Origin of the sequence: Nocardia sp. NPDC051463, from assembly GCF_040681975.1 — a bacterium.
In the GTDB taxonomy this organism is placed as follows: Bacteria; Actinomycetota; Actinomycetes; order Mycobacteriales; family Mycobacteriaceae; genus Nocardia.
The window spans coordinates 40,099-46,626 of the sequence record NZ_JBFBAB010000041.1 but is presented as its reverse complement, the minus strand read 5'-3'; the positions used below and the strand labels follow the sequence as shown (position 1 = coordinate 46,626).

Below are 6,528 nucleotides of genomic sequence, written 5' to 3'. Positions count from 1 at the left end.
CCGCAAACGCCACGGCTTCCGAACACCGACCTACATCCTCGACCAGGTACTGTCCAACACTGCCCCTGTTGCATCGACCACGTGAATCCGCCGGGGGTACGAACCACCATTCCACTACGCCCGCCGTATTGAGTGTCCGGCTGGTGGGGCGGTGGGGGGACGATCGGCTAACCGGAGTTGCGTAGGGCGGTGGCCAGGCCGTTCATGGTTAGCAGGATGCCGCGTTTGACCAATTCGGAGTCGTCACCTGCGCGTAGGCGGCGCAGCAACTCCACCTGCATTTGGTTCAGTGGTTCCAGGTATGGGAAGCGGTTGTGGATGGACTCCGCCAGGCTGGGGTTGTCGGCGAGCAATTGGTCGTTGCCGGTAATGGCGGCGTGCATGCGGATGGTTCGGGCGTGCTCGTCGCGGATCATGCCGAAAATCTGCTCGCGCAGGGCGGCGTCGTCGACCAGTTCGGCGTAGCGGGCGGCGATGTCGAGATCACTCTTGGCCAGCACCTGAGCCAGGTTCGACAGCACGGTGCGCAAGAACGGCCAGCGGCGGTAGAGGTCGGCGAGAGTGGCCAGGCGGTCGGGGTCGCCGCCGATCCACTCCTCCAACGCCGATCCGGTGCCATACCAGCCGGGCAGCATCACGCGCGCTTGGCTCCATGACATCACCCAGGGGATGGCGCGCAGATCGGAGACCGAATTCGTCGGTTTGCGCGAGGCGGGCCTGCTGCCGATATTCAGGTCGGCAACCTCGGCCACCGGCGTCGACTGGCGGAAATACTCCACGAAGCCCGGTGTTTCGTGGACCAGACGCGAGTACGCGGCGCGGGCGCGGGCGGCCAGGTCGTCCATGAGCTCGTAGGAGGGCTCGGCGTCGGCGCCGAGGCCCTCGACGTCGAGCAGCGTCGACTCCAGCGTGCCCGCGATGAGCGATTCCAGATTACGGTGTGCGGCACCGGGTTCCGCGTACTTGGCGGCGATGACTTCACCCTGCTCGGTCAGCCGCAACGAACCCTGCACCCCGCCCGCGGGCTGGGCCAGGATGGCGTCGTAGCTGCGCCCGCCGCCACGACCGACGGTGCCGCCGCGACCGTGGAAGAGCCGCAGGCGAATTCCGGTCTTGCGTGCCACTTCGACCAGGTCGAGCTCCGCGCGGTACAGCGCCCAGTTGGCGGCCAGGTACCCGCCGTCCTTGTTCGAATCGGAGTAGCCCAGCATCACCTCCTGCCGCATTCCCTTGGCGGACACCAGCTCTCGATAGACCGGAACATCCAGCGCGGCGGCCAGGGTCGCGGCGCCCGCACCGAGGTCCTCGATAGTTTCGAACAGCGGCACGATGCCCACCGAGCAGCTCGGCGGCCCATCCGGCTCACCAGGATCGAGCAGCCCGCCCTCCTTCAGCAGCAACGCCGCCTCCAACATGTCGCTGACCGAGGTACACATGCTGATGATGTAGTTCGGTACCGCCTCCACGCCGAAGGTCTGCACCACCTGCCGTGCGGCACGCACAATGCCGACCTCCTTGGTCGCGAGCTCACCGAGCCGGGCGTGCGGGCCGAGCAGCGGGCGGCGGGTGCGCAGCTCGGCGGCCAGCAGATCTACTCGCTCGGCTTCGGACAGGCTCGCATAGTCCGGATGCACACCGGCCCAAGCCAGCAGCTCCGCGACGACCTGTTCGTGCACCTCCGAGTTCTGGCGCATATCCAGGCCCTGCAGATGGAAACCGAAGGTTTCGATCGCGTGCCGCAATGCCGCGAGGCGATCATCGGCGAGCAGGCTGTCACCGCTGGCACGCAGCGATGCGTCGATCGCATCCAAGTCGTCCAGTAGCGCTTGCGGTGTCGGATAAGACTGCGCGGCAACGACCGCCGCGCCACTCGATGGCATCCTCGACACCGGCGCCACAGCGCCGACGACCCCGGAGGCGCTCGACCCGGCGCCGCCCTGCGACAGGTCCGCAGTCGCCCCTTCGACCGATTCGTCCGGCACCACACCGAGCGCACGTCGTGCCGTCGCGGCCACCCGCAACCGAATCCCGTGCAGGGCACGGCGATACGGTTCATCGGCGTGCGTTGCCGGGTCGGGATAGCCGGTCGCGGCGAGTACGGCCACCTCCGGTGTCACCGGGACCAGACGCGCGGACTGCGACAGCGACTTCTCCAACTCCACCAGTTCGCGCAGGTACCGGCCGAATGCCACGGAGGCAGCCTGGTGAGCCGCAGTGCCGACCACTTCCGCTGTTACATAAGGGTTCCCGTCGCGGTCGCCACCGATCCACGAGCCGGGACGCAGGATCGGCCGCGGCAAGAGCTCGACACCGGGCCAGCGCGACCGCAGCGCCGCCCGCACCTCGGCGTTGATCGCCGGGATGACATCGAACAGTGTGAGCTCGTAGTAGCGCAGCCCGACCGCGATCTCGTCCTGAATCCGCAAGCGCTGCAACCGGATCAGCGCGGTCCGCCACAGTGTGAGCACCTGGCGGCGGATCTTCAGCTCGAATGCGGTGCGTTCGCGCTCGGTCTCGGTGTAGCGCTGCCGCAGCCGCATCAGTTCGGTGATGCGGGTCTGCACGTCGAAAACGGTGCGGCGGCGGGTTTCGGTCGGATGCGCGGTGATCACCGGCGATACCAGCGCATCGGCGATCAGTCCGGCGACTTCGGTGCCATCCAGGGCGGCCGCGTCGAGTTTGCGATAGGTGGCCGCCAGCGACGAATCCTGCGGCGGCTCCCCCGCCGCCTCGTGCACGGCGCGGCGTCGATCGCGCTGGATGTCCTCGGCCAGATTGGCCAGCAGCACGAAATAGCTGAACGCGCGGATCAACGGGAGCGCGACAGCGATGTCGACGCCGTCGAGCATCTCCGCGACCGCACTGCGTTCGACCTCCTCGCGGCGCACCCGGAAGGCCTCGATGCGCACCCGCTCGATGAGATCGAACACCTCCGGACCCTCATGATCACGGATGGTGTCGCCGAGGACGCCACCGAGAAACCGGATATCGTCCCGCAGCGGCCGTGTCGCGTCCTGCTCCGTTTCGATCCGCGCTTCGCTCATGAACCGACCCTACTGCGCCGAGATCGGTGCTTCGCGGTGATGTCGGCCGCACCCTGTTCGAGAGGGGCACCCCGGCGGATACGCCGGGTCACCACAGTCAGGTCCGGCCGCCGCTGCCACCTTTCGACGAGGCGGGGATTCGCAGGCTGCCCATCGTGGTGCTGGTTCGCGCTAACGGATGAGCAGCGGGCGCGTTCGGTTCCCGGCACCGCCGAGTGCTGCCCGCGGCGACGGGGAACCGACCCGGCGCGTCCTACCGGTGGCTCAGCCCGGAAGCTGGGAGAACCGGAGGTGATTGCCCCACGGGTCGCGGAAACCACAGTCCCGCACACCGTACGGCTGGGTGATCGGCTCCTGGGTGACCTCGACGCCGGCGTCACGCAGGCGGGCGAAGGTGTCGTCGACGGCTTGGGTGGTGAAGATCAGCGTGCCTTGCGCGCCGCTGGCCAGTCGGGCACGGGCCGCCGCGGCGGCCGCCTCGTGCGGCACCATGTCGGGAACCTCCAACAGGAATTCGATGCTCGGCTGCGACACGGGCCCGACAGTCAGCCAACGTACGTCGCCGAAGGGCAGGTCCTGGCGCACCTCGAGGCCGATGACATCACGGTAGAACTCCAGCGCCTTCTCCTGGTCTGCGACCAGCACCGCGACGTGGGTGAGTGCGAGATCTTTGCCGTTGCTCATGGGTTTCGCCTTCTTGTCGAATTCGTGGGGACAATACTCATGACGGCCTCTCCATCGAAAAATAATCGGTGTCGCTACTGGTGTCCGGTCGCACTTCGGCCGAGACCGGGACGGGCTCCGCCACTCTGCCATGCCCGGCGACCGTGGTCGCTGCGGATTCCTCGATCAATTCGGTGGTGAGCGCATCGGAGACCCCGACGGACGTGCCGTCACCAACGTCCATAGCCAGTACAGCCGGCCGACGTCGCGAGCCTGGAGTCGAGGGGCCGACACGCGGTGCAGAAGGACCTGTTCGAGGAGTGCCACCAGGACTGCTTTACCGATTCTCGGTGGCGGGCATCGCATTCCAGGACCGGGATCCAGTCGTCGAGGTCGAGTGCCTCACCGACCTCGTCGAGGTCGAACTGGTCGCCGTGCTCGAAGCGGTTGACCACGACGACGAAACGGAGTGCGGCGCTCCTCGAAGTAGTCGAGGACCGGGTCACAGTCCTCGACTCGGCTGGTGTCCACCACGATGACCGCGCCGAGTGCGCCATCGATCAGGTCGTGCGGAGTCGTCCACGCCGACCGCGACCTCGGTCATCACGGCCTCGGTCACCAGCGGCTCGATCTCGGAGATGGCGCCGATGAAGGTTGTTTTGCCGACACCGCAGTGTCGCCACTACGCCGGAAGGCATCGATCTCACGGGTGATGGTGACACCGAGCAGTGCGAGCACCGAAGTCGATGAGAGAGCGAGGATTCGGGCCAATTGCCCGAATGGTGCGTGGTCGTACTACTCGACTGCTCGACACTCGACCTTCATCTCTCGCCTGGGCGGGGGTGAGTTCCGATGTGCCGCCGTATTATTCCGGTCCTCGACGTACACGCACCACCCTGCTCCTCCGCTGCCGGCCGTGCCGGCTCCACGGCGAGCACCCGGAAGATCACCAGCAAGCTTTCCCAGGCCGCATCGCGCTGTCAACGCGAAACTCGATAATTCGGACATCGGGTGCATCTGTATACATGCTGGTAGTCAGCTGTTTCCGAGGTGTCGATCCGCTCGCACGCCGACCCAGAGCACGGTGACTTCGCGCCGGCCGAAACCGACGGTCACCACCGTCGAATCCGAGACCGCGGCGGTCGATCGGCGACAGCGAACCGCGCCGGACACACACCAGCGCGGTTCGAGGAATGCCGAGTCAGTTCGTGGCGTCGGCGAGAATGCCGAGCACCGCATCAGAGGCGTAGAAGGGCTCGAGGCGCTCGCGAATCAGCTTGCCGAGCACGCCGTTGCGCTTGGCGCCCTCGATCACCGCGGGGCCGTAGCGCAGGATCTCGGTAGCGATATCGTCGCCGGAAAGGCCGAGCTCGGGCAGCATCGCCGCGAGGGTGTAGTCGCCGTATTTGGTGAAGAACACCTCGACGCATTCGTCGACGAGCAGGCCGAAGTACTCCTTCTCCCGCGTGGTGATCGCGATCTCGTAGCAGATCAGCACCAGCTCGTTGAGGTCCTTCTGGGTGAGGTAGTCGCGCAGGCCGCTGACCGGCTCGTCAGCGTGCAGATCCCAGAATTCCATCGCGGCCGAATGCACCGGCGCGTCACGGAGCATTTCACGGATCGCGTTATTGGTCCGCTTGAGGGCGAACATGGCCCCCCTGCCCGCCAGATCCCCGACGAAGGTGCCGTCGGCGGCCTTCTTGGCGCGGTTGGCCGCGGACTGCCCCAGCGACATCAGCGAAGAGACACCGGGGATCTTCTCGGCGCGCTCCCGATTCGCCTGCATGAAGTCGTTGATCAGCTTGTCGACGAACTTCGAGGCGACGGTGGCGACCAGCGGACTCTCGGTGAGCCGGTCCAGGATGCGCTCCTGCGCCTGATGCATCCCGAAGATCTTCTCCAGCAGCGCCTCGACCGGCTCCCGATCGACCACCTGGCCGAGGGTGTAATCGTTGTTGGTCGCGATATGGTCGTAGATCGAATCGGAGAACACCCCGACCATATCGGCGATAACGGGGCTGCCGCCGATCAGGTCGATGATCGTGGCGACGGTCTGTTTGGCCTGGTCGAGCTCGACCACGTCCCGGAAGACGAGGGTGTCGGCGACACCGATAACCGCCTCCACATCGCGGGCGATCATTGCCGCGAAGCGGTCGCCGGTCACCTCGGCCAGTAGAAATTCGACCTGGGCATCCAGTAGTCGGTCGGCGATCTCACGCGGCTGACTCATCGAGTTGCACCCTCACACATTCGTTGTCTCCTACGCCCGGCAGACTACGGCTCGGTTGTTTCGATGTCGTTGCCGTGCAACGACTTCCGTATCCGATCCAGACGCTCACGCCCGGCCTTCTCGCGCGCTTCCCACTGTTCGTCGGCGCTGCGGCCCGCCGGAGTCTGCCGGTCGAGCTCACTCATGCCCTGCGCGGTACCGAAGCGCTGCTCGACCTTATCGCGAACTGACTCGAAAGTAGGGACTCCGTCCGGAGAATATCCACCCACCGCCGCCGGCGTCGGGATACCGGTCGGCGGTACCGGTACCGCGGGTACCGCAGAAAGCCCTCCGACCTGCCCGGATGCGCCGAGGGTCGCCGGCGACTCACGCAAAGGCGATGGTTCAGTGTCGGTAGTCACATCAGCATCGATGATCACCTCATCGGTTGCCTGCGCCCTATCGAGCGCCGCGTGCGCCCCGGCCAGCCTCGGACGTCCGGCCGTCGCGGCGCGCAGCACGGCCAGCAGCTCGTCATCCGACAACGCCGCCAACTGGTCGACAATCTCGCTGGTATCGCTCATATGGCCAGGTTACGCAGCGTGACGTCGG

General features: G+C 66.3%; 4 protein-coding genes. All 4 read right to left on the bottom strand.

The features are described from left to right. Window positions 1-167 precede the first annotated feature (167 nt). Window positions 168-3,044, bottom strand: coding sequence for a phosphoenolpyruvate carboxylase (gene ppc / locus AB0M74_RS32735; RefSeq protein ID WP_366530177.1), 2,877 nt, complete (start codon window positions 3,042-3,044; stop codon window positions 168-170). 264 nt (window positions 3,045-3,308) lie between these two features. Beyond that, window positions 3,309-3,728, bottom strand: coding sequence for a VOC family protein (locus AB0M74_RS32730; RefSeq protein WP_366530176.1), 420 nt, complete (start codon window positions 3,726-3,728; stop codon window positions 3,309-3,311). Between the two features lie 1,180 nt (window positions 3,729-4,908). Then, window positions 4,909-5,937: a hypothetical protein gene (locus AB0M74_RS32725; RefSeq protein WP_366530175.1), complete on the bottom strand. Its 1,029-nt coding sequence runs from the start codon at window positions 5,935-5,937 to the stop codon at window positions 4,909-4,911. 44 nt (window positions 5,938-5,981) lie between these two features. Next, on the bottom strand, window positions 5,982-6,500 hold the full coding sequence (locus AB0M74_RS32720) for a hypothetical protein (RefSeq protein ID WP_366530174.1): 519 nt from the start codon (window positions 6,498-6,500) through the stop codon (window positions 5,982-5,984). Window positions 6,501-6,528 lie beyond the last annotated feature (28 nt).